Below are 22,286 nucleotides of genomic sequence, written 5' to 3' on the forward strand. Positions count from 1 at the left end.
CCCGGCAACATCTCCTCCCCCGCCCCCTCCGGCTGCGGGCCGTGCTCGTGCGCTCAGCGGTCATGCGGCTCACCCTACGGTGCGGCGCGCGTCACGGCCCGCAGCCGGAGGGGGCGGGGGAGGAGATGTTGCCGGGAGTTCACCGGGGCCGGATCGGGGACACGTCAACCACCGCCTTTGTTACGATGGGATCTCGACAACACTCCCCGCTTCCCCTGCGTGCCTGCTGCGCCTTTCCTGGGAACCGGTGTGCTCCAACAGCGGCACGAAAGGTGGGACCCCATGATCCCGGTGCTGCTGCTCCACGGAGTCATGGCACTGTTCGCACCCGCGATCCTCAAGCGCACCGGGCGCTCCGGTTTCTACGTGGTGGCCCTCGCCCCCCTGGCGGGCCTCGTGTGGCTGGTGTCCCAGACCTCGCGCGTCTACGGCCCCGAGCACGGCTGGTCCACCACCCTGGAGTGGATCCCCCAGCTGGGGATCACCCTCTCGTTCCGCATGGACGCCCTGGCCTACATGATGTGCCTGCTGGTGCTCGGTGTGGGAACCCTGGTGCTCGCGTACTGCGCCCGCTACTTCAAGGCGGATGCACGGGACATCGGCTCGTTCGCGGCGCAGCTCGTGGCGTTCGCCGGGGCCATGTTCGGGCTGGTCACGGCGGACGACCTCATGGTGCTGTTCGTCTTCTGGGAGATCACCTCCGTGCTCTCCTTCCTCCTCATCTCCTACTCCCGGACCAAGCTGGCCGCACGGCGTGCAGCGCTGCAGGCCCTCGTGATCACCACGGCGGGTGGGCTGGCCATGCTCGTGGGGCTCATCATGCTGGGGACCGAGGCCGGGACGTTCCGGATCTCCGGCGTGCTCGCGGCCGCCCCGGAGATGCTGGGCTCCACCACGGTGGACGTCGCCGTGGTGCTGGTGCTCGCGGGCGTGGTGACCAAGTCCGCGCTGTTCCCCACGCACTTCTGGCTGCCCGCCGCCATGGCCGCGCCCACCCCGGTCTCCGCCTACCTCCACGCCGCGGCCATGGTGAAGGCGGGCATCTACCTCGTGGCCCGGCTCGCCCCCGGGTTCGCACAGACGCAGTACTGGCTCCCGGTCACGCTGACCCTGGGGCTCGGCACCATGATCTTCGGCGGCTGGGTGGCGCTGCGGCAGTACGACCTCAAGCTCATCCTGGCCTACGGCACCGTGAGCCAGCTCGGGTTCATCACGGCGGTGGTGTCCTTCGGCACCGCGGACACGGCCATGGCGGGCATGGGCATGGTCATGGCCCACGGCCTGTTCAAGGCCACCCTGTTCCTCGCCGTGGGTGTGATCGACCACCAGGCCGGGACGCGTGACATCCGCCGGCTCTCGGGCGTGGGCCGCATGGCGCCCAAGCTGTTCACGGTGTCCGTGATCGGTGCGGCCTCCATGGCGGGGATTCCGCCACTGCTGGGCTTCGTGGCCAAGGAGGCCGTGCTCACCGCGTTCTGGGGTGACGTCTCCGAACTCGCCGGGGCGGTGGCCCTGGTCTGCGCCGTGGTCGGGTCCGTGCTGACGGTCGCGTACAGCGCCCGCTTCCTGTGGGGCGGCTTCGCCCGCAAGTCCGCGTCCTTCTCGGATCTCGACGCCGCCCCCGACGGCCAGTCGGTCATCAGCGAGTTCACGCCGGCCTCGTGGGCCTTCCTCATGGCGCCCATGGTCCTCGCGGGAGCCACCGTGGTGCTCGGTCTGTTCCCCGCGCCCCTGGAGGCGGGGATCAAGCCCTACCAGGAGCTGTTCCCCCAAGCGGACGAGTCCCACGTGCACCTCGAGCTGTGGCACGGGCTGACCCCGGCGCTGGGCTTCTCCGCGTTCATCATCGTGGCCGGGCTGCTGCTGCACAGGGCACGCAGGCCGGTGTCCCGCCTCCAGCGGCGGCTCCCCTCGCTGCCCTCGGGCGACTACGTGTACCGCTGGATCATCAACGTGCTGGACATCGTGGCGGTGTGGCTGACCGGGCGCACCCAGCGTGGTTCGCTCATGTTCTACCTGTCCGTGATCCTCGTGACGGCCGTGGTGGTGCCGCTCGTGGCCCTGTTCTGGTTCGAGACCCCACCCCTCGCGGGCTTCCGCGTGACGGACTCCCCGGCGCAGCTGGCCACCGGGATCGCCATGGTGGTGGCGGCGCTGCTCGTGCTCACCGCGGGCAAGCGGTTCCTGGCGGTGCTGCTGGTCTCCGTGACGGGCTACGGGCTGGCCCTGCTCTTCGCGCTGCACGGCGCCCCGGACCTCGCGCTCACCCAGATGCTCGTGGAGACGATCTCCCTGGTGGCCTTCGTGCTGGCGCTGCGCTCGCTGCCCGGCCCGCTGTGGAACCGGCGCAAGGCCGGGCACCGGGTCTTCCGCGCGGTCTTCGCGGTGGTCTTCGGCCTCTTCATGATGGCGCTCGCCGCCTTCTCGATGTCCTCCCGCACCGCCGAGCGGATCTCCCTGGACATGCCATCCATGGCATACGAGCTCGGCCACGGCGAGAACGTGGTGAACGTGATCCTCGTGGACATCCGGGCGTGGGACACCATGGGGGAGATCTCCGTGCTCACCGTGGCCGCCACCGGGATCGCCTCCCTGATCTTCGTGAAGGGCCGTGGCGACCGGCTGCGTAGCGAGCGCCACCAGCTGGACACCCGGCGGCTGCAGGCGTTGCGTGGCGCCGACTCCGCGGCCCACTCCACACAGGCCAGGACCCAGGAGATCGAGGTGGCCCGGCGCTTCTCCTCCCGCCCGGACGCGGACCCGTTCCTGCTGGCCGGGCGCACGCTCGCCCCCGAGCGGCGCTCGATCATCTTCGAGGTCGTGGCGCGGTTGCTGTTCCACACCTTCATGCTGGTCTCCCTCTACCTCCTGCTCGCGGGGCACAACGACCCCGGCGGTGGGTTCGCCGGAGGGCTCATGGCCTCCCTGGCCCTGACGCTGCGCTACCTGGCCGGCGGCCGCTACGAGCTCGAGCGGGCCACGCCCGTCAACGCGGGGTGGATGCTCGGCGCGGGACTGGCCCTGGCCTCCCTGTACGCCCTGACGCCCCTGTTCTTCGGCGGGGCGGTCATGGAGAGCTACACGTTCGAGTGGGACCTGCCGCTGTTCGGGCACGTGAAGTTCGTGACCGCGCTGATCTTCGACGTGGGCGTGTACCTGATCGTGGTGGGCCTGGTGCTCGACATCCTGCGCTCGCTGGGCGGGCGGATCGACGAGCGCATCGAGCGCTCGGCGGTCGAGGACGACCGCAAGCGCACGGGCCGGGGCTCCCGCATCCGCCTGACCCGCAACGGGCCCGTGATGACCGCCACCCGCTCCGAGGACCCGGACGCCCCCGAGGGCTCCATGGTCTCGGGGGACGAGACCTCGGAGGTGCGGCCGTGACCGTGAACCTGACCCTGCTCGTGGTGATGGGCGTGCTGTTCTCCGTGGGGGTGTACCTGCTCCTGGAGCGTTCCCTCACGCGCGTGCTGCTGGGCCTCATGCTGCTGACCAACGGCGCGAACCTGCTCATCCTGCACACCAGCGGGGTGCCGGGCGTGGCACCGCTCTACGACTCGTCCCTGGACCCCTCCGAGTACTCGGACCCGCTGCCCCAGGCCCTCGTGCTGACGTCCATCGTGATCTCCCTGGCCACCACGGCCTTCCTGCTGTCCATGATCTGGCGCTCCTGGATCCTGGCCCGCCGGGACGAGATCCAGGACGACCTCGAGGACCGCCGCGTGGCGCAGCAGTCCTCGTACGACGCCGAGGACGACGACGCCATCCCGCAGGACGCCTCGGAGTTCGCCACCCCGGACGCCCCCTTCACGCCCTCGCGCCACAACGCCGAGGAGGCCTCGGAGTCACCGGGCCACCACAGGGTCGAGACGCAGCCGCGCACGGACAGGAGGGATCCGCATGAGCACTGACCTGGCGCAGCTGGCACCGCTCGCGGTGCTCATCCCGTTCCTCGGTGCGGCTCTGAACTTCGTGATCGTGCACCGCAACAGGCTCCAGCGCACCGTGACCGTGGGAGCCATGGCACTGACGCTGGTCCTGGATGCCGTCATGCTCGCGGACGTGTGGAACCAGGGCCCCCAGGCCGTGCACCTGGGTGGCTGGGCGGCCCCGTACGGGATCGTCATGGTGGTCGACCAGCTCTCCGCGCTCATGCTCGTGGTGTCGGTGGTCGTGTCCCTCGCGGTGCTCGTCTACGCGGTGAGCGAGGGCGTGGCCGGCGGGGACGACGAGGGCCCCATCTCGATCTTCTACCCCACGTTCCTGCTGCTCGTGGCCGGTGTCTCCAACGCGTTCCTGGCGGGGGACCTGTTCAACCTCTACGTGGGTTTCGAGATCCTCCTGACGGCCTCCTACGTGCTGCTCACCATGGGAGGGACCGCGCAGCGCATCCGGGCGGGCGTGACCTACGTGGTGGTCTCGGTGATCTCGTCGATCCTGTTCCTCATCACCCTGGGGATGATCTACGGCGCCACCGGCACCGTGAACATGGCAGACCTCTCCGTGAAGCTCGCCGACCTCCCGCAGGGCACGCAGCTGCAGCTGCACCTCATGCTGCTGATCGCGTTCGGAGTCAAGGCCGCGGTGTTCCCGCTGTCCTTCTGGCTCCCCGACTCCTACCCCACGGCCTCCGCGCCGGTGACGGCGGTGTTCGCGGGGCTGCTGACCAAGGTGGGCGTCTACTCGATCATCCGCACCGAGACCCTGCTGTTCCCGGACCGGCAGATCAACGGGCTGCTGATGTGGGTGGCCCTGCTGACCATGCTCGTGGGCATCCTGGGTGCGCTGGCCCAGATCGACATCAAGCGCATGCTCTCCTTCACGCTCATCAGCCACATCGGCTACATGATCTTCGGGATCGCCGTGGGCACGCCCCAGGCCCTGGCGGCCGTGGTCTACTACATCGCCCACCACATCGTGATCCAGACGAGCCTGTTCCTGGTGGCCGGGCTGATCGAGCGCCGCGGCGGGTCCCCCAACGTGGACCGCCTCGCGGGAATGCTGCGGATCTCGCCGCTGCTGGGAGTGCTGTACCTGATCCCCGCGCTGACCCTGGGCGGGATCCCGCCGTTCTCTGGTTTCCTGGGCAAGGTGGGGCTGCTCGAGGCGGGCATCGCGAGCGGCACCTGGCTGGACCACCTGCTGGTGGGTGTGTCCGTGCTCGTCTCGCTGCTCACGCTGCTGGCGCTGATCCGCGTGTGGAACCGCGTGTTCCTGCGCCGCGTGGAGGACGCCGAGTACCCGGATCCCGTGCTGCGGGCCACCACGGCCCAGGGTCACCACCCGCGCAGCTCGCGCGTGGTGACCGGCAACCCGGGCAGCGTGCTGTCCGGCGCGTCCGAGGTGGTGCTGCTGCCTCGAACCATGGTGGGGGCCACCACCGCTCTCGTGGTGGTGGGAGTGGCGCTCACGGTCTTCGCGGGCCCGCTCTTCGACCTCGCGGGCAGCGCCGCGGACAACCTGGTGCACCCGGACCGCTACATCGACGCCGTGCTGGCCCCCGTGGGCGAGGGCGGCGTGAGCGAGGAGGCAGCATGAGCACGTCCGCCGTCCGCCGCCAGGCCCGCAACTCCCTGCGGGCCGAGCTGCCGCTGATCCTGTGGCTCGTGGTGGTGTGGGGAGCGCTGTGGGGGGACTGGAGCCCCGGCAACCTGGTCTTCGGGCTGCTGCTGGTCCTGCTGGTCACGCGCACACTGGTGCTGCCCCCGGTCCGGCTGTCCGGGCGCTTCAACGTGGTGCACTTCGTGCTGTTCGTGGTCACGTTCGTGTGGCAGGTGGCCAAGGCGAGCATCCACGTGTTCCGAGTGGCGCTGGTGCAGGGACCGCGCGTGCACAACGCCGTGCTGCGGGTGCCGCTGCGGCAGAACAACGATCTGCTGATGACCGCCGTGGGGCACACCATGGCGCTGATCCCCGGGTCACTGGTGGTCGAGGTGGACCGGGGGAACGGGATCCTCTACTTCCACGTCCTGGACATCGCCACGCCGGAGCAGGCCGAGGCGTTCCGGCGCTCGGTGCTGGACACCGAGGCCGCCTGGATCCGCATCATGGGCTCGCGGGAGGACCTGGCGCTGCTGCCGGTCAAAGGGGACCCCGACCGCACGGAGGCCACGGGCGCCGTCGAGTCCCCCACCGAAGACATGGACGAGGCCGCGAGCGGGCCCGGAGAGGAGCGGTCATGACCCTGTTCGACGTCGCCGTGTGGGTGTGCGGTGCGATCCTCGCGCTCGCGGCCGCGGGCACCATCTACCGCCTGGCCAAGGGGCCGTCCCTGCTGGACCGGGTGATCGCCACGGACGTCCTCCTGGCCATCGTGGGCGCCGCCCTGGCCGTGGAGATGGTGTACCACCGCCACACGGACAACCTGGTGCTGCTCGTGATCGTCTCCCTCGTGGGGTTCCTGGGATCCGTCACGGTGGCGCGCAACGTGGGGCTGGACCGCTCATGAACTGGCACACGGTGACGGACGTGGCGGCAGTGGTGTGCCTGGTCGCGGGGACGTTCATGTCGCTCGCGGCCGCGGTGGGCCTCGTGCGCTTCCCCGATCTGCTCTCCCGCATGCACGCGGGCACCAAGCCCCAGGTCTTCGGGCTGCTCCTGCTGCTCACCGCCCTCGCGCTCGCCAGCGGGGAGCCCCGGATGATCCCCCTGCTGGTCCTCGCGTGGATCTTCCAGCTGCTCACGGTCCCGGTCTCCGCGCACATGGTGGGCCGTGCGGCCTACCGTTCCAAGCACCTGCACGAGGAGAACCTCGTGGCGGACGAGCTGCGGGACGTCGTCGCCCGCGCCGGTGAGGACCGGCGCGACTGACGACACACGCGGCGGTGCCACCCGGGCAGGTGGCACCACCCCGGCTCCCGGGTTCGTATGCTGGGGTGGGAGCACGACGCCGCCGGCCACCACGCGCCGGCGGCACTTTCGAGAACCGAGGAGAAACCCATGAACAAGGCGATGGACATTTTCGGCACGGTGGCCTCCCTGGGCGGCGTGGCCGTGGCCAACAAGGCCCTCACCGTGGTGTGGAAGCAGGTCACGGGCAACGAGCCCCCCGCCAAGAACCCGGACGAGGACGAGGCCTGGCGCGACATCATCATCTGGGCCATGATCACCGGTGTGGTGGGCACGGTCATCAAGGTGGGCATCGCCCGCCAGGTGTCCAAGATGCAGTCCGACGACAACGACTCCACGAAGTCCTCGCAGGCCGAGATCTGAGTTCTGCTCCCGCGCACGCCCGCCGGTGAGGCCACGCGCTTGGCGCGTCCTCACGGCGGGAGTGCGCGGGACCGGGGTGCGGCGCACGGCCCGCACCTCGCACCACGGCGGTCGGCCGGGGCGCCTCGAGCACCTCGGCCGACCGCCGTGGTGGTCTAGACTGGTGGCTCAACGACAGGGGAGCGCCACCGAGGCGCTGAGAGTGCGCGCGAGCGCAGACCCTCGAACCTGATCCGGTTCATACCGGCGCTAGGGAGTCGAGCATCTCAAGGGCCCGTCCGCGGTGCGCGGGGGGCTCTTCCCCTCCTGGAACCTTCAGGAGGAGTTCTCATGACACAGCTCAGCAGCACCCCCACCGGAACCGCACGGGGTACCGCCCGCACGCAGTCCTGGCGGGTCGTGGACATCGTGGTGGCGGCGGTCCTCGCCGCCGCGTGCGCGGTGATCTTCTGGATGTGGTCCAACCTGCTGTACCCCGTGGTCTCCACGGCCGCGGTGGCGTATCCGCCCTCGGCGGGGCTGATCTCGGGCGGCTGGCTCGTGGCGGGCACCCTGGGCGCGCTCATCATCCGCAAGCCCGGCGCGGCCCTGTTCTGCGAGCTGCTCGCGGCGGTGCTGGAGGGCTTCCTGGGAACCCACTTCGGGTGGACCGTGGTGATCTCCGGTCTCGTCCAGGGTCTCGGAGTGGAGCTCGTGTTCCTCCTGACGGGCTACCGCCGCTTCGGCCTGGCCGTGGCCACCGCGGCCGGTGCGCTCTCCGGACTGTTCCTCGGGGTGAGCGAGGACATCATGTACAACTACGAGTGGGCGCTGGACCAGAAGGTCGTCTACGCCGCGCTCACCACCCTCTCCGGTGCGGTGATCGCCGGTGCCCTGATGTGGCTCGTGGTGCGCGCGCTGCAGGCCACCGGGGTGCTGGGGGCCCTGGCCTCCGGCGCCACGCGCCGTCGATGACGGAACCGGCGGGGTCAGCGCCCACGGGTGCGGCCGTGCGGCTGGAGCGGTTCGGGTGGCACTATCCCGGCCGTCAGGATCCGAGCCTCCGTGACGTCACCGCCGTGCTCGAACCCGGGGAGCGCGTGCTGCTGCTGGGGCCGTCCGGCGCCGGGAAGTCCACGCTGCTGCAGGCCCTCGCGGGGGTGGAACAGGATCCGGACGGGCAGTCCCGCTCCGGCGGGCTGAGCGTGGACGGCGTGGACCCACGGGAGGCGCGCGGGGCCGTGGGCTTCATGCACCAGGACCCCGAGACCCAGGTGATCCTCTCCCGCGTGGGGGACGACGTCGCGTTCGGGCTGGAGAACATCTCGGTGCCCCCCGAGCAGATCTGGCCCCGCGTGGACGAGGCGCTCGCGCGGGTGGGGCTGACGCTGCCCCTCGCGCACTCCACCACGGCCCTGTCCGGCGGGCAGAAGCAGCGCCTCGCGCTCGCGGGAGTCATGGCCATGCGACCCCGGCTGCTGCTGCTGGACGAGCCCACCGCGAGCGTGGACCAGGAGGGCGCGGAGCAGCTGTGCCGGGCTGTCTCCGAGGCGGTGTTGCGGGACGGCATCACGCTCGTGGTCGTGGAGCACCGGGTGGCCCTGTGGGAACCCGTGGTGGACCGGGTGATCGTGCTGGACGAGCACGGCCGGGTGGCCTTCGACGGTCCCACCCGCGAGACCCTCCACGACGCCCGCCACCTGCTCCAGGAGCAGGGCACGTGGGTGCCCGGCTGGGTTCCGACCACGCGCGCACCCGCCCCGGCGGACACCCGCGGCCCGGACGCCGGGGAGGTGCTGCTGAGCGCCCGGGACCTCGCCGTCTCCCGCGTGCAGCCGACGCGGCGCGAGATCGCCCGCAGGCGGCGTCGTGCCCGGAAGGCCTGGCGGCGCGGCACGGACGCGGCTGTGGACCCCCTGGACGGCTGGGACGCGCCCGTGGCCGCCGAGGGCATCAGCCTGGACGTCCGCGCGGGCCGTGCGCTCGCCGTGACCGGCGTGAACGGGGCGGGCAAGTCCACCCTGGCGCTGACGCTGGCGGGTCTGCTCGTGCCCGTGCGCGGCACGGTGCGGGCCTCCGCGGCGCTCGCGGACGGCGCGCCGCAGGACCCCTCGCTGTGGGATGGCGGGGAGCTGATCCCGCGCGTGGGCACGGTCTTCCAGCACCCCGAGCACCAGTTCCTGCGTCCCACCGTGCGCGCCGAGCTCGAGTTCGGACCGCGTCAGCTGCTGCGCCGCGCCGGAGCCTCGAAGGACGAGCTGCCGGAGCACGACGCCGCCCGGGTGGAGGACCTGCTGCGTCGCCTGCGCCTCGAGGACCTCGCGGACGCCAACCCGTTCACGCTGTCCGGTGGTCAGAAGCGCCGGTTGTCGGTGGCCACCGTGCTCGCGGCGGCCCCGCGCGTGCTGATCCTGGACGAACCCACGTTCGGCCAGGACGCCCAGACCTGGAGGGAGCTCGTGGACCTGCTCGTGGCGGAGATGGACCGGGGCACGGCGGTGGTCGCCGTGACCCACGACCGCGACCTCGTGGCGGCGCTGGAGGCGCAGGACGTGAGGCTCGGCTCATGAGCACGCCCGTGGCGCCGTCCATGTTCGGTCCCCGCACGGGGCTGCTGTCCCGCGCCAACCCGGTGGTCAAGCTGCTGGGGGCGCTGCTGATCACGCTCGTGATCGTGGTGAGCGCGGACCCCGTGACCAACGCCGTGGCCCTCGCGGGGCAGCTCGTGCTCCTCGCGGGGGTGGGGCTCGGCCCGTGGCGGCTGCTGCGGCTGCTGTGGCCCCTCGCGGTGGCCGCGCTGATCAGCGGCTGGGGCACCGCGATGCTCTCGCCCGCGGGCGGCACGGTCCTCGTGGAGGTCGGCTGGCTCACGATCACCACCGGGTCCCTGGCCGCGGGCGGCGCGATCGCCCTGCGCGGACTCGCGATCGCCCTGCCCGGGATCACCGTGCTGCTGACCACCGACCCCACGGATCTCGCGGACGGGCTCGCCCAGACCCTCAGACTGCCGGCGCGGTTCGTGCTCGCGGCGCTCGCGGCCATGCGGCTGGTCGAGGTCATGGTCACCGAGTGGAGCGTGCTCGCATCCGCCCGCCGGGCACGCGGCGCGGGGGGCCGGAGCGGCCCGGTGGGGGCCGCGCAGGAGTTTGGCGGTCAGGCGTTCGCCCTGCTCGTCCAGTCCCTGCGCCGGGCCACGCGGCTGGCCATGACCATGGAGGCGCGTGGCTTCGGCGCCGGGCCGCGCACGTGGGCGCGGAGTCTGCACTGCAGCCGCGTGGACGTTCTCGTGGGCACCGCCGTGGTGCTCGCCGCGGTGGGTGCCCTGGTGGTCTCCCTGGCGCTGGGCACGCACCGCTTCATCTGGCAGTGAGGCCGCCGCCGACGCCGCCCGGCGTGACGGCTCTCTGCGCGCCGGAGGTGGCCAGTGGGGGGAAGTGCGCACTTGCGCCGGGCGCTGGCCCGGGCCGGGTCAGCCCACCAGGAAGCCGGTGAGCGTGCGCGTGAGCTCCGGGTCCGTGGGCACCGGGTGCCCGTCCACGGCGGTCACGGGGACGGCCAGGCGGACCGAGGACGTCAACCACACGGCATCCGCTCGCAGCAGGTCCCGTGGGTACAGGGGGCGGTGCTCCGCCGCCCAGCCGTGGGCGCGGGCGGTCTCGAAGATCCGCGCCTGGGAGGTCCCGGGAAGGATCCCGCGGGACGGTTCGGGCGTGACGAGGGTGGGCTGGGCGCCCGGCGCGGTGCGCGCGCAGATCACCGAGGACGTGGCCCCCTCCAGGATGCGGTGGTCGGAGGATGTCATGAACACGGCGTCCTGCGCCCCGTGCTCCCGCGCGTGGCGCACCGCGGCCATGTTCACCGCGTAGGACAGCGTCTTCACCCCGGGCAGCAGCCACGGCAGGTCGGTGTCCTCGGCGGGATCGTGACCGCGTTCCAGCAGCAGGACGCGCAACCCGTCCCGGCGTGCCGCGAACGTGGCGGCGGGAACCGGGGAGGCGGTGAGCCATGCCCAGGGTTCTCCGCCCGGGACGCCCCGAGAGATGCTGAGCTTCACCGCGTGCTCCGCCCCGAGGCCCAGGAGCTCGTCCCGGGAACCGGGCCCGGCGGCGTCGAGCGCCATGCGCAGAGCGGTGCGGCACGTGGCGGCGGAGGGAGCGGGCAGTGCGGCGCTGCGCGCCGAGGAGCACAGCCGATCGTGGTGGGCGGCGAACTTGTAGGCGTCCCCGTCCAGGACGTGCATGGTCTCGAACACGCCGTCCCCGCGGGTCAGTGCCTGGTCCTCGAGGACCACGTGCGGACGCTCAGGGTCCACGAGCCGCGGTTCACCCGCGGGTGAGATGACCACGGCCGCGCCGCCGCGTGGGGTCATGAGGGGTCCCGGTCCTCCGGGGCGGGCTCCCCCGAGGACGGGCCGGGGTGGATGATGTCCGCGCACTCCCACACGGGATCCTCCGCGAGGTACTCCTCCTCCTGGGCGGCCCACTGGTCCCAGTGGCCCTCGTAGGCTGCGCCGTCACGCTCCAGGGCGCGCCGTCGCCGCTGGGAGGTGGGCAGCTCCACCCACACGGACGTGTCCAGGAGCACCCGGGCCTCGCGGTGGCACGCGCCCACGCCCTCCAGCAGGACGATCTCGGCGGTGCGGGTGAGCCGCGGGGTGCCCGGCTCACTCGTCAGCCAGTCCCACGCCGTCCAGTGCGCGTCCTGGCCGTGGCGCAGGGGCTCGAGGATCTCCGTGCGGTACGCGGCCATGCCCTCCAGCAGGCCGTCCCACCCGGGATAGAGGTCCTCCAGGCGGAAGACCACGACGTCGTGCGAGCGGCGCAGCACGGCGGCGAGCTGGTCCGTGAGCGTGGTCTTGCCAGCCCCGGAACGCCCGTCGATGCCCACCAGGCAGGGCCTGCGCGTGGCCGCCGGGAGCAGCCGCGCCAGGTTGACCCCGTCCGGGAAGTTCTCGATCTCCTCCGGCTGGAACACCTCGTCGGGGGCGATCACGAGGCGGACACCCGTTCGCCCAGCCACGAGACCACCCCGGGCACGGCCGCGCTGATCTGCTCCCACGCGGTGTTGAAGTCCTCGGCCCCGCCGTACCAGGGGTCGGCAATGTCCAGGTCCGTGTGCTCGGGATCCACGGCCGGGTCGAAGCTGCGCATCAGGCGCACGGTGTCCGGGTGGCCCTCGGGCAGCCGCTGACGCAGCCTGCGGGCGTGCTCGGCGGTCATGGCGAGCAGCAGATCCGCCTCCGCGAGCTCGCGGTCCGTGACGCGGTGCGCGCTGTGCTCCCGCAGCTCCAGCCCGTTGTCCGCGAGGACGGCGCCGGCGCGGGGGTCCACGGGGTTGCCGTGCTCCTCGTCGCTCACGCCGGCAGAGCCCACGGTGACGGCGTCACCGAGCCCGGCGCGCTCGATCTCACGGCGAAGCAGGGCCTCGGCCATGGGGGGAGCGGCAGATGTTGCCGGTGCACACCGTGACGATTTCGATCATGGCCACCACTGTACGAAAAATCCGTCGGCGGCGAGTGCGTCACCGTGCCGGGCGTCCCGCCCACGTCTGGCGCTCGATGCCCGAGAGCAGCAGGTCGAGACCCGCCGCGTACTCGGCGCGGTCGTCGTGGCGGCGGAACTCGCCCAGCACCGAGTGCACGAACGGGAAGTCCTGCGCGCTCGCGTGGTCCCAGCGTTCGAGCTGCTCGCGGAACATCTGCTCGGCGTCCTGCTCGTGGCGCTGGGCCTGGCGCTGGGAGATCTCCGCGCCCATCCCGGAGGCGTAGTTGCTCACGGCCATGGAGGCGTGGAACTGCTGCGAGGTGCTCAGCTCCATGCGCTGCAGGATCTGCCCGGTGCACTCCCACGTGCGCAGGGCGTTCTCCTCGTCCGGGCCCGCGTGCACCAGCTGCTCCGCGAGCCAGAGGTGCTCCAGCATCTGGGCGAACAGGCACAGGGAGAGCCGGCGCAGGTCTACGAGGGCTTCCCGGGTGCGGGCGCTCGTGCGAGGGTCCGGTTCCGGGGCCCGCAGCTGCGCGAACTGCTCGGGCGCGCTCTGCCCCGCCGCCCGCAGCGTCTCGAACTGCGCGAGCGCGCGGCCCAGCACCTCGTCCGCGACCATGGCCATGAGCTCGTCCTTGCCCGAGGCGTACCAGTAGAGGCTCGCCACGCCGCTTCTGAGCTCGGCGGCCAGCCCCCGCAGGGTCAGTCGCGCCGCGCCGTCCCGGTCCAGCATGGCGATCGCGGTGTCCACGATCGACTCCACGGACAGGCTCGCACGACGCCGCCCGCCCGCCCTGGTACTCGCGCCGCGAGTCCGCGGAGCGGGGCTGCCATCCTGCGGCTCCCGCGGCGGCACTCGTGCGTGCGGGTCGGGGGAGGGCTCTGCTGCGGGTCCGTGGGGGGTTGCCATGAGGGTCAGGGTACGCAGGGGGTTGCGTGGCATCAAACATTGTTCCATTCTCGAACCTCATTCGATTGACGAACATGTTCGACTTCCCTGGCGGGCCTGTCGCAACCCGACTCGTCGACGGCGGCGCGCGGCACCGCGCCGCCACCGCGCCCCGGAGCCTGCGTGCCGCGTGGCCCGCACTGCTGCGCCTGTGCCTCACCCAGCTCGTGGAGATGGTGGAGAACTCCATCCTCAGTGTGGCCGTTCCCGTGATCAGCGGGACCTCAACGCCTGCCCACCGGAGCCTGGGACCCCGACACCGTCCTCGCGCTCGTGCACTCGCAGCAGATCTCGTTCGCGCTGCTCGCGGTGCTGGTGGTGGCCGCCGTGGGTCTGCGCACGCCGGACTCCCGGCAGACGGGGGAGCACTGACGGGTGCCGCCGCCCATGAGCAACGGGGTGCACGTCCGTGGACGTGCACCCCGTTGGTCGGTGCTTCTCAGGAGGGCGTCACCGCCCCCGCACTACTTCTGGTTGGCGTTGTGGGGGGTGGTCTGTTCCCACGGCGCCTCGTCCTGGGGCGTCTGATCCACGATGTCGTCCACCGCGGAGGAGACCCAGCGGGACTTGTACTGGAAGTCCGTCTCGTCCCCGTTCTCGTCCGTCTGGCGGTACCACTCGGTGATGGCCGGATCGTGCGAGTCGAAGGAGTCGCCGGCGGCACGGTGGCCCTCGGCGTGCTCCACCTGCAGCGCGAAGTTGTCGCCGTGCTCGGCCAGGCCCGTGGACACGGCCTTCTCCACCGCGGACAGCGCGAAGCGCGTACGCAGGGTGGCGGGATCGTTGCGCAGGTCGCGGTAGAGCGCCACCATCATGAACGCCAGGATGAACGCGAACGGCAGCGCGGAGACGATCACCAGGTTCTGCATCCCGGCCAGGGCGTCGTCGCCGCCCACCAGCAGCATCACGATGGCGATGCCGGAGAGGCACACGCCCCAGAAGACCACGATCCACTTGCTGGGCTCGGGGCGCCCGCGCTGGGTCATGGTGCCCATGACCACGGAGGCGGAGTCCGCGCTGGTGATGAAGAAGATGCCGATCACGACCATGGCGAGCACGGACGTGACCCCGGTCAGCGGCAGCTGGTCGAAGAGGCCGAACAGCATGGACTCCGCGCCGTCCTCCACGGAGAGGTCCGCGCCGTTCTTGGCGAAGTACATGGCCGATCCGCCGAAGACGATGAACCACAGCACGCACACGGAAGCCGGGACCACGAGCACCACGGTCACGAACTGGCGGATGGAGCGCCCGCGGGAGATCTTGGCGATGAACATGCCCACGAACGGGGACCAGGAGAGCCACCAGGCCCAGTAGTACACGGTCCAGGTGTTGGAGAACTCGGCGCTCTCAGGTCCCCACGCCGCGGACTGGCCGGTCATGAAGAGGAATTCGGAGATGTAGGTCGAGAACGTGGAGGGGATCAGCGTCAGCAGGTAGACGGTGGGTCCCACGAAGAACACGAACAGCGCCAGGACGAACGCGAGCGTCAGGTTGATGTTGGAGAGGTAGCGGATGCCGCGGGAGACGCCCGAGACCGCCGAGATGATGAAGCCCACGGACAGCAGTGCGATGAGCAGGATCAGGACGTTGTTGCCCAGCTCGCCGATGCCGCCCACGATCGAGATGCCGGAGCCGATCTGCATGGCGCCCATGCCCAGGGAGGCCGCGGTGCCGAACAGGGTGGCGAAGATGGCGAAGACGTCGATGAGCTTGCCCAGGGGCCCGTCCACGCGCTTGTGACCCAGCAGCGCGGTGAACACGCGGGAGATCAGGGGTGCGCGGCCGCGGCGGTAGGCGCCGTAGGCCACGGAGACGCCGACCACGGCGTAGATGGCCCACGGGTTCAGTGCCCAGTGGAAGGCGGACTGCACGAGGGCGTACACCGCCATGGACTCCTCCCCGGCTTCGGCCACGTGGGAGAAGCCGGGAATTCCGCTCTCGAAGTAGGTCATGGGCTCGAAGGCCCCGTAGAACATGAGCCCGATGCCCATCCCGGCGGCGAAGAGCATGGCGAGCCAGGAGAAGAAGGAGTACTCGGGCTCCTCGTCGTCACGGCCGAGCTTGATGCGCCCGGTGCGGGTGAAGCCGATGAAGAGCATGAAGAACACGGCTGCGGTGGAGAGCAGGATGAAGAACCACCCCGTGTTCTCCGTGACCCAGGCCAGCGCGGTGGAGGAGACGGCGGAGAGGCTCTCGGTCCCCAGCACACCCCAGGCGATGAAGCCCACGATCAGCAGGGCGGTGATGATGAACACCGCCTTGTCCGTGGAGAACCGCACCTTGCGGTCCTCCACACCCACGCCCGGAACCAGTGCCGGGTGGATGCCGTGGGGGTACGTCAGCTCGTCGAAGATCTGCCGCGGCCTGCTGCGGGTCGTGGATCCGGCGGAGGAGCCGTGGTGGGCGGGGGGTTGCTGCGGTTCCGATTCCGGGGAATGCGGTGGCGTGCTCAAGACAGTTCTCCTGACTGCGGCGGGGGAGTGTGCGATCTCGTGAAGGTGTGTGGTCTCCCGTGGACGTGGTGGGCGCGCGCCCGGAAGCGGGCAGTATTTCGCCCTGGGCGTACAAACCCACGATTGTAACGTCGAATCGGTAGTCGCCCTAACTCATCCGCAGAATTCCGGGGACCGCCGACTCCGCAGTCTTGAGTGAAGCGGACTCAACTTAGGTTGACACCGCCGACTCAATGAGTAAACTTGAGTCTCGAAAGCTCAAGGATTGACGGTCCGGATCAGGAGCCCTACGGGGAGCCCCGGACCGCCCCGCTCCAACGAAAGGACAGAGAATGTCTCGTGCAGTAGGAATCGACCTCGGCACCACCAACTCCGTGGTTGCAGTGCTGGAGGGCGGCGAGCCCGTCGTCATCGCCAACGCCGAGGGTGCGCGCACCACCCCGTCCGTCGTCGCGTTCTCCAAGGACGGCGAGACCCTCGTGGGTGACGTGGCCAAGCGCCAGGCCGTGACCAACGTGGATCGCACCGTGGCCTCCGTGAAGCGCCACATGGGCACCGACTGGACCACCGAGATCGACGGCAAGAAGTACACCCCGCAGGAGATCTCCGCCCGCACGCTCATGAAGCTCAAGGCGGACGCGGAGTCCTACCTGGGTGACAAGGTCACGGACGCCGTGATCACCGTCCCCGCGTACTTCAACGACGCCGAGCGCCAGGCGACCAAGGAGGCCGGCGAGGTCGCGGGCATGAACGTGCTGCGCATCGTCAACGAGCCCACCGCCGCGGCCCTGGCCTACGGCCTGGAGAAGGGCAAGGAGGACGAGCTCATCCTGGTCTTCGACCTCGGTGGCGGCACCTTCGACGTCTCCCTGCTGGAGGTCGGCAAGGACGAGGACGACTTCTCCACCATCCAGGTCCGCGCCACCGCCGGCGACAACCGCCTCGGCGGCGACGACTGGGACCAGCGGATCGTGGACTGGCTGCTGGAGCAGGTGAAGTCCAAGACCGGTGCGGACCTGTCCAAGGACAAGATCGCCCTGCAGCGCCTGAAGGAGTCCGCGGAGCAGGCCAAGAAGGAGCTCTCCTCGGCCACCTCCACCACCATCTCCCTGCAGTACCTGTCCGTGACCCCCGAGGGTCCGGTGCACCTGGACGAGAAGCTCTCCCGCGCCAAGTTCGAGGACCTCACCAAGGACCTGCTGGCCCGCACGGAGAAGCCGTTCAAGGACGTCATCACCGAGGCCGGGATCAACGTCTCCGACATCGACCACGTGGTGCTCGTGGGTGGTTCCACCCGCATGCCCGCCGTGGCCGAGAAGGTCACGGAGATGGCCGGCAAGGCTCCCAACAAGGGCGTGAACCCGGACGAGGTCGTGGCCATCGGCGCCGCCATCCAGGCCGGTGTGCTCAAGGGCGACCGCAAGGACGTGCTGCTGATCGACGTGACCCCGCTGTCGCTGGGCATCGAGACCAAGGGCGGCGTGATGACCAAGCTCATCGAGCGCAACACGGCCATCCCCACCAAGCGTTCCGAGACCTTCACCACGGCGGAGGACAACCAGCCGTCCGTGTCCATCCAGGTCTTCCAGGGTGAGCGCGAGTTCACCCGGGACAACAAGAACCTGGGCACGTTCGAGCTGACCGGCATCGCGCCGGCCCCGCGCGGCATGCCGCAGATCGAGGTCACCTTCGACATCGACGCCAACGGCATCGTGCACGTGTCCGCCAAGGACAAGGGCACCGGCAAGGAGCAGTCGATGACCATCACGGGCGGCACCTCGCTGTCCAAGGAGGACATCGACCGCATGGTCAAGGACGCCGAGGCGAACGCGGACGCCGACAAGCAGCGCCGCGAGGCCGCGGACCGCCGCAACAACGCGGAGCAGACCGCGTACTCGGTGGAGAAGCTGATCAAGGACGACGAGGGCGCCATCCCCGAGGACGTCAAGACCGAGGTCCAGGCGGACGTGGACGCCGTCAAGGCCGCGCTCGAGGGCGATGACGACGACGCCGTGAAGACCGCGTTCGAGAAGCTGCAGACCTCGCAGACCAAGATCGGCGAGGCCCTGTACGCCCAGTCCCAGGCCGAGGGTGCCGCGGGCGCCGAGGCTGGCGCCGCCGGTGCCGAGGGCGCCCAGGCATCGGACGACGACATCGTCGACGCCGAGGTCGTGGACGACGACAACGACGGGAAGAAGTGAGCATGAGCGATTCCGAGAACACCGAGGGCCACGGCCAGTCCGTGCCGGAGGATCCGGAGCAGCCCGCTCAGCACCAGCAGGACGCATCCCAGAACGGGGGGCTCACCGTGGACGACATCCTCGACACCCCCCAGTCCCAGGACGCGGAGTCCGCGGACGCGGCGTCGTCGACCGGCGACGCCGCCCCGGAGGGCGACTCCGAGGCCCAGCGGCTCGCGGACGAGCGGCTCGAGGACCTGCGGCGCCTGCAGGCGGAGTTCGTGAACTACAAGAACCGCACGGTGCGGGAGAAGGACCAGCTGCGGGACTTCGTCTCGGGCGAGCTGGTCTCCGCGCTGCTGCCGGTGCTGGACGACATCGACGCCGCCCGCAAGGCGGGCGACCTCGAGGACGGCCCGTTCGCGGCGATCGCCACCAAGCTCGAGGACGCCCTGGGCAAGAAGGGTCTCACCCGCATCGGTGAGGTGGGGGAGAGCTTCGACCCCAACGTCCACGAAGCCGTGATGCAGCAGCCCACCGACGAGGTGGAGCCAGACCACGTGTCCATGGTGCTGCGTTCGGGCTTCAAGGTGGGCAACCGGGTGGTCCGGGCGGCCCAGGTGGCCGTGGCGGCGCAGCCGTAGAGCACACCAACACCTCGGGGCGGGTCCACATGACGGGACCCGCCCCGAGTCCTACTGAGGAAGATTTCACAGGAAGGAGGCGTCATGGCCAGTCAGGACTGGATCGACAAGGATTTCTACAGCGTGCTGGGCGTCTCCAAGGACGCATCACCCGAGGACGTCAAGAAGGCGTACCGCAAGCTGGCCCGCACGTACCACCCGGACCAGAACCCGGGGGACGCGGCCGCGGAGAAGAAGTTCAAGGACATCACTGAGGCCAACGCGGTGCTGTCCGACCCCGAGGAGCGTGAGCAGTACGACGCCATCCGCGCCATGGGGTCGGGTGCACGCTTCATGGCCGGTGGGCCCGCGGGCGGCGCCGGGGGTGCAGGTTTCGAGGACATCTTCGGGGACCTGTTCAACGGCGGTGGCGGCGGCCGCAGGCGCTACACCACGTCCAGCGGCGGCGGGTTCGAGGACCTGTTCGCGCAGTTCGGCGGTGCCCAGGGTGGGGACACCCGTTTCAGCACCGGTGGTGGCTTCGGCGGCCAGGGTGGTTTCGGCGGCTACCAGGCCCCGCCCACCAAGGGCGAGGACATCCACACGACCACCACCATCCCGCTGCGCTCCGCGTACCACGGCACCACCGTGAAGCTGCGCCGGGGCAACGGGCAGACCACCACGGTGCGCGTGCCCAAGGGCGTGAAGGACGGCCAGCGGCTCAAGATCGCGGGCAAGGGCCACACCGGCCCGGGCGGCAACGGGGACCTGTTCGTGACCGTCAAGGTCAAGGAGCACCCGTTCTTCACCCGGGAAGGCCAGGACGTCCACGTCACGGTCCCGGTGACCGTGAGCGAGGCCGGTCTGGGTGCCACCGTTCAGGTGCCCACCCTGGACGAGGGCCACGTGAACCTCAAGGTCCCGGCGGGCACGTCCTCCGGGCACCGCATGCGCGTGAAGGGCAAGGGATTCACGTCCGGGTCCACCACGGGCAACATGATCGTCACCGTCCAGGTCCAGCTCCCCGCGGATCTCGACGACGCCGCGCAGGAGGCCCTGCGCGAGTTCGCCCGGGCCACGGAGGGCTTCGATCCCCGTGCGTCCCTGAGCGAGGAGGCGGCGGTCTGAGATGCCCATCGACTTCACCCAGCCCGTCTTCGTGATCTCGGTGGCGGCCGAGCTCGCGGACATGCACCCGCAGACGCTGCGACAGTACGACCGCATGGGGCTCGTGACACCGTCCCGCGCCTCCGGCAGGGCACGGCGCTACTCCCAGATGGACGTGCAGAAGCTGCGCCAGATCCAGGAGCTCTCCCAGGAGGGGGTGTCCCTGGAGGGGATCAAGCGCATCATGCAGCTGGAGAACCAGGTGCAGGCGCTGCAGTCCCGGGTCACCGAGCTGAGCGAGGAGCTCGACCGGGAGCGCGAGGCACGGCGCGAGCGGGACATGATCTTCACCGCGGGCTCCGAGGGGGACGTGGTGCGGATCGCCCGCGGCACCCGCCGGGCGCCCCGCAAGGTCTCGCAGGCGCTCATGCTCTACCGCCCGGCCCGGCCGGAGCACGGTGGCCGCGAGACCGCCGCCACTGATGCCCCGTCCGCACGCGGGACGAAGCGCAGCCGCAGCGCGTCCTGAGTGGAGCGAGGTGCCACGGCACGACGGAACCCCGCACCACGAGCTGGTGCGGGGTTCCTGCGCATCTGCCCACTCCGTGGCATCCCGGGCGGAGGGTCACGGGGTCACATCCGTGGTCTCAGCGGCCGAACCGCCCGGGTCGGCATTCTTCTCGCCGCCGGGTCAGCGACGCCGGTAGGTCAGGTCCCGGGGGACGCGCCCGGCCTCGGTGGCCTTGCGCTCGAAGCTCGTGAGGATCCGGCCGTCCCAGCGCGGTGCCCACCCGGTGTCGGGGTGCTCGTCGTCCGCGGCCGGGCCGGGGTGGACGTTCTCGAACTCGGCCTCTGCGGCGTCCAGGACCTCGCGCATGACCACGGCGTACTCCTGCCAGTCCGTGGCCAGCCGCCACAGTCCGCCCGGTTCGAGCACGCGCGCGGCGAGCTCCGCGAAACCGGGGGAGACCAGGCGGCGCTTGTGGTGGCGGGTCTTGTGCCACGGGTCCGGGAAGAACACCCACAGCTCGCGGACCGATGCCGGTTCGAGCATGTGCTCCAGGACCTCGGGGGCATTGGCCTGCGCCACACGCACGTTGGTCACCCCCGCCTGGGCGGCCTTCATGAGCAGGTCCGCCACGCCGGGCTTGTAGACCTCCACGGCCAGGTGGTCCAGCTCCGGGTGCGCGGCGGCGTGCGCGACGATCGCCTCACCCAGCCCCGAGCCGATCTCCACCACGAGCGGTGCCGTCCGTCCGAAGACCGCCTCGTGGTCGAGCCGGTAGGAGGGATCCACGGAGGTGTCGGTCATGACGCGGGGAATGTCCAGGACCCACTCACCGGCGTGCTCGTCCCACGACTTCTGGCGCTTGGGGGAGAGCCGGTCGCCGCGGCGCACGAAGGAGTACGGCTGGCGGTGGAAGGCCGCGGGCGTGGCGGTGCCCTCGGGAGCGTCGGCGGGGGAGGCCGGCAGGGCGGCGTCGTTCTGGGGAGCCTGGGGTGTCTGGTCGCTGGATTCCATCGAGGAACATCCTAGGCGGGCCGTCACGGGAGGTCACGGCGTGGCGGGCGGACCCTACGATGGAGGGCCACCCGCCACCCGCGCCGCGCAGGAGAACCGCATGCCCCAGGACCACGAGCCGCACGCCTCCGCGCCCGGCAGGCCCGGGGCCGTCCGCAGCCGGCTGGGGCTGCCGCCGCGCTGGGACCGGATCGCGCTCGTGGGCTCGCTGGGTGTGCTCTCGGCGGTGAGCCCCATGGCCACGGACATGTACCTCGCGTCCATGCCGGAGATGGCGCAGTGGTTCGGCACGCCCGTGAGCCTGGTCCAGCTGAGTCTGACCGCCTACATGGTGGGCATGGCGGGCGGGCAGTTCCTGCTCGGCCCGCTCTCGGACGTGGTGGGGCGCCACCGGCTGATGGTGGCCGGCAACCTGGTGTTCCTGCTGTCGTCGGTGGGGATCATCCTGGCGCCGGGAATCGGGGTGGTGCTCGCGCTGCGGCTGCTGCAGGGGATCTCCGGGGCGGCCGGTGTGGTGATCGCCCGCGCGGTGGTCTCGGACATCGCCCGCGGACACCGGGCCGCACAGATGTACTCCGTGCTCTCGCTCATCACCTCCCTGGCGCCCGTGGTGGCCCCGCTCGCGGGAGGGGTGATCGCCACCGTGGCGGACTGGCGCACCGCCTTCGCGGTGCTCGCGGTCTTCGGGGCGGTGATGCTCGCGTGCTCGGTGCTCGTGATCCCGGAGACGCTGCCGCGTCACGCGCGCGCCGCGGGAGGGGTGGGGCGGATCCTGCGC

21 protein-coding genes and 1 riboswitch are annotated in these 22,286 nt (G+C 70.8%); of the genes, 15 read left to right on the forward strand and 6 right to left on the reverse strand.

Going from position 1 to position 22,286, the window contains the following annotated elements:
- Window positions 1-282: 282 nt before the first annotated feature.
- From D9R02_RS06635 to D9R02_RS06680, 10 genes are all read left to right on the forward strand, one after another.
- Window positions 283-3,384 (forward strand): Na+/H+ antiporter subunit A, encoded by a 3,102-nt coding sequence (locus tag D9R02_RS06635; protein WP_121566595.1) that lies wholly within the window; start codon window positions 283-285, stop codon window positions 3,382-3,384.
- A complete protein-coding gene (locus tag D9R02_RS06640; RefSeq protein WP_039102143.1) occupies window positions 3,381-3,911 on the forward strand; it encodes a Na(+)/H(+) antiporter subunit C in 531 nt (176 codons plus the stop codon). The genes D9R02_RS06635 and D9R02_RS06640 overlap by 4 nt, the downstream gene beginning before the upstream one ends.
- On the forward strand, window positions 3,901-5,538 hold the full coding sequence (locus D9R02_RS06645; RefSeq protein ID WP_121566596.1) for a Na+/H+ antiporter subunit D: 1,638 nt from the start codon (window positions 3,901-3,903) through the stop codon (window positions 5,536-5,538). Before D9R02_RS06640 ends, D9R02_RS06645 begins: the two co-directional genes overlap by 11 nt.
- Complete coding sequence (locus D9R02_RS06650; RefSeq protein WP_121566597.1) at window positions 5,535-6,182, forward strand: Na+/H+ antiporter subunit E; 648 nt, start codon at window positions 5,535-5,537, stop codon at window positions 6,180-6,182. Before D9R02_RS06645 ends, D9R02_RS06650 begins: the two co-directional genes overlap by 4 nt.
- Window positions 6,179-6,448 (forward strand): MrpF/PhaF family protein, encoded by a 270-nt coding sequence (locus D9R02_RS06655; RefSeq protein WP_019309988.1) that lies wholly within the window; start codon window positions 6,179-6,181, stop codon window positions 6,446-6,448. Before D9R02_RS06650 ends, D9R02_RS06655 begins: the two co-directional genes overlap by 4 nt.
- Window positions 6,445-6,810 carry a monovalent cation/H(+) antiporter subunit G gene (gene mnhG / locus D9R02_RS06660; protein ID WP_059280770.1) on the forward strand — a complete coding sequence of 122 codons (366 nt, stop codon included), beginning with the start codon at window positions 6,445-6,447 and terminating at the stop codon, window positions 6,808-6,810. The genes D9R02_RS06655 and mnhG overlap by 4 nt, the downstream gene beginning before the upstream one ends.
- Window positions 6,811-6,939: 129 nt before the next feature.
- On the forward strand, window positions 6,940-7,212 hold the full coding sequence (locus D9R02_RS06665; protein ID WP_047979120.1) for a DUF4235 domain-containing protein: 273 nt from the start codon (window positions 6,940-6,942) through the stop codon (window positions 7,210-7,212).
- A 166-nt stretch (window positions 7,213-7,378) separates the two neighbouring features.
- A riboswitch (TPP riboswitch) is annotated at window positions 7,379-7,485 on the forward strand.
- 57 nt (window positions 7,486-7,542) lie between these two features.
- The gene (locus tag D9R02_RS06670) at window positions 7,543-8,166 is read left to right on the forward strand and encodes an ECF transporter S component (RefSeq protein ID WP_039102148.1); all 624 of its coding nucleotides are present in this window, start codon (window positions 7,543-7,545) and stop codon (window positions 8,164-8,166) included.
- Window positions 8,163-9,761 (forward strand): ABC transporter ATP-binding protein, encoded by a 1,599-nt coding sequence (locus D9R02_RS06675; RefSeq protein WP_121566598.1) that lies wholly within the window; start codon window positions 8,163-8,165, stop codon window positions 9,759-9,761. Before D9R02_RS06670 ends, D9R02_RS06675 begins: the two co-directional genes overlap by 4 nt.
- Window positions 9,758-10,561 (forward strand): energy-coupling factor transporter transmembrane component T family protein, encoded by an 804-nt coding sequence (locus tag D9R02_RS06680; protein ID WP_121566599.1) that lies wholly within the window; start codon window positions 9,758-9,760, stop codon window positions 10,559-10,561. The genes D9R02_RS06675 and D9R02_RS06680 overlap by 4 nt, the downstream gene beginning before the upstream one ends.
- 99 nt (window positions 10,562-10,660) lie before the next feature.
- Here the strand turns inward: D9R02_RS06680 and D9R02_RS06685 are convergent, their stop codons facing one another.
- From D9R02_RS06685 to D9R02_RS06705, 5 genes are all read right to left on the reverse strand, one after another.
- On the reverse strand, window positions 10,661-11,560 hold the full coding sequence (locus tag D9R02_RS06685; RefSeq protein WP_121566600.1) for an aminotransferase class IV: 900 nt from the start codon (window positions 11,558-11,560) through the stop codon (window positions 10,661-10,663).
- The gene (locus D9R02_RS06690; protein WP_223110228.1) at window positions 11,557-12,210 is read right to left on the reverse strand and encodes a uridine kinase family protein; all 654 of its coding nucleotides are present in this window, start codon (window positions 12,208-12,210) and stop codon (window positions 11,557-11,559) included. The genes D9R02_RS06685 and D9R02_RS06690 overlap by 4 nt, the downstream gene beginning before the upstream one ends.
- Window positions 12,180-12,623, reverse strand: a complete 444-nt coding sequence (locus D9R02_RS06695) for a low molecular weight protein-tyrosine-phosphatase (protein ID WP_310793811.1) — start codon at window positions 12,621-12,623, stop codon at window positions 12,180-12,182. Before D9R02_RS06695 ends, D9R02_RS06690 begins: the two co-directional genes overlap by 31 nt.
- An 88-nt stretch (window positions 12,624-12,711) precedes the next feature.
- The gene (locus D9R02_RS06700) at window positions 12,712-13,584 is read right to left on the reverse strand and encodes a TetR/AcrR family transcriptional regulator (protein WP_223110226.1); all 873 of its coding nucleotides are present in this window, start codon (window positions 13,582-13,584) and stop codon (window positions 12,712-12,714) included.
- A gap of 503 nt (window positions 13,585-14,087) precedes the next feature.
- Complete coding sequence (locus D9R02_RS06705) at window positions 14,088-16,076, reverse strand: BCCT family transporter (RefSeq protein WP_059281874.1); 1,989 nt, start codon at window positions 16,074-16,076, stop codon at window positions 14,088-14,090.
- A gap of 332 nt (window positions 16,077-16,408) precedes the next feature.
- Between D9R02_RS06705 and dnaK the strand changes: the two genes are divergently transcribed.
- The 4 genes from dnaK (at window position 16,409) to D9R02_RS06725 (ending at window position 20,515) form a co-directional block, all read left to right on the forward strand.
- On the forward strand, window positions 16,409-18,277 hold the full coding sequence (gene dnaK, locus D9R02_RS06710) for a molecular chaperone DnaK (protein ID WP_019310000.1): 1,869 nt from the start codon (window positions 16,409-16,411) through the stop codon (window positions 18,275-18,277).
- On the forward strand, window positions 18,274-18,900 hold the full coding sequence (locus D9R02_RS06715) for a nucleotide exchange factor GrpE (RefSeq protein WP_082698407.1): 627 nt from the start codon (window positions 18,274-18,276) through the stop codon (window positions 18,898-18,900). The genes dnaK and D9R02_RS06715 overlap by 4 nt, the downstream gene beginning before the upstream one ends.
- Before the next feature lie 84 nt (window positions 18,901-18,984).
- Window positions 18,985-20,007 (forward strand): DnaJ C-terminal domain-containing protein, encoded by a 1,023-nt coding sequence (locus D9R02_RS06720; RefSeq protein WP_121566602.1) that lies wholly within the window; start codon window positions 18,985-18,987, stop codon window positions 20,005-20,007.
- A 1-nt stretch (window position 20,008) separates the two neighbouring features.
- Entirely contained in the window at window positions 20,009-20,515 is a 507-nt protein-coding gene (locus D9R02_RS06725) for a heat shock protein transcriptional repressor HspR (protein WP_059281718.1), read from the forward strand.
- Between the two features lie 162 nt (window positions 20,516-20,677).
- On the opposite strand, the gene trmB is transcribed toward D9R02_RS06725, so the two are convergent.
- A complete protein-coding gene (gene trmB / locus D9R02_RS06730; protein ID WP_059281719.1) occupies window positions 20,678-21,508 on the reverse strand; it encodes a tRNA (guanosine(46)-N7)-methyltransferase TrmB in 831 nt (276 codons plus the stop codon).
- A gap of 100 nt (window positions 21,509-21,608) precedes the next feature.
- Here trmB and D9R02_RS06735 point away from each other — a divergent pair.
- On the forward strand, window positions 21,609-22,286 hold a 678-nt coding region (locus tag D9R02_RS06735), incomplete at its 3' end, for an MFS transporter (protein WP_121566603.1).

It is taken from the genome of Kocuria rhizophila, assembly GCF_003667225.1.
In the GTDB taxonomy this organism is placed as follows: Bacteria; Actinomycetota; Actinomycetes; order Actinomycetales; family Micrococcaceae; genus Kocuria; species Kocuria rhizophila.